The sequence below is a fragment of the Vibrio sp. 2033 genome, assembly GCF_033339735.1.
This window is the reverse complement of sequence record NZ_JAWOVC010000839.1, coordinates 1-518: the sequence shown is the minus strand read 5'-3', so window position 1 is coordinate 518 and position 518 is coordinate 1. Positions and strand designations below refer to the sequence as shown.

Genomic DNA, 518 nt, shown 5'->3' with positions numbered 1-518 from the left:
CAGCGGCGTTCTCACTTGATGCGCTAGCGATGCAACCATACGCCCTAATGAAGAAAGACGTTGTAGATCACTCACACGAGCTTGCAGTAAACGGGTTTCGGTTAAGTCGGTGATGAGGATCAGCTGCCCTGTCGCGGAGGCAGAAATCGCCAAACGCACTTTGCGACCATTACGCAGTGACACTTCGTGGCCATCATCTTCACGCGGATCAAAAGCCGCTTGAATGATGTTGAACCATTTCTCGTTAACCAGTGGGATTTCTAGAATTCGGTGCGCCTCGGGGTTTGCTTCTCGCACAACACCATACGTGTCGAGCAAAATAACCCCTGCGGGCATCACATCCAATACCTGCTTATAGCGCTCAACTTGGTTTTCTACTGAGTCTAAATGGGAGTGGTTGGTGTTATTGTCCATTCACTGCCTGTCGAAATATCGCCACTAAAAAGTAAAATAGCTTGGTAAGCAATTAGCGTACCAAGCTATTTTTTATATTTATCATGACGTTATGTTATCGACAA

Annotated in this window: 1 protein-coding gene; it reads right to left on the bottom strand. The window is 46.7% G+C overall.

Features of this window, described 5'->3' with window-relative positions; translation table 11 throughout:
* Positions 1 to 414, bottom strand: a 414-nt coding sequence (locus R7P74_RS29385) for a PAS domain-containing protein (RefSeq protein WP_318124269.1), incomplete at its 3' end; no start/stop codon positions are given.
* Positions 415 to 518: the final 104 nt, after the last annotated feature.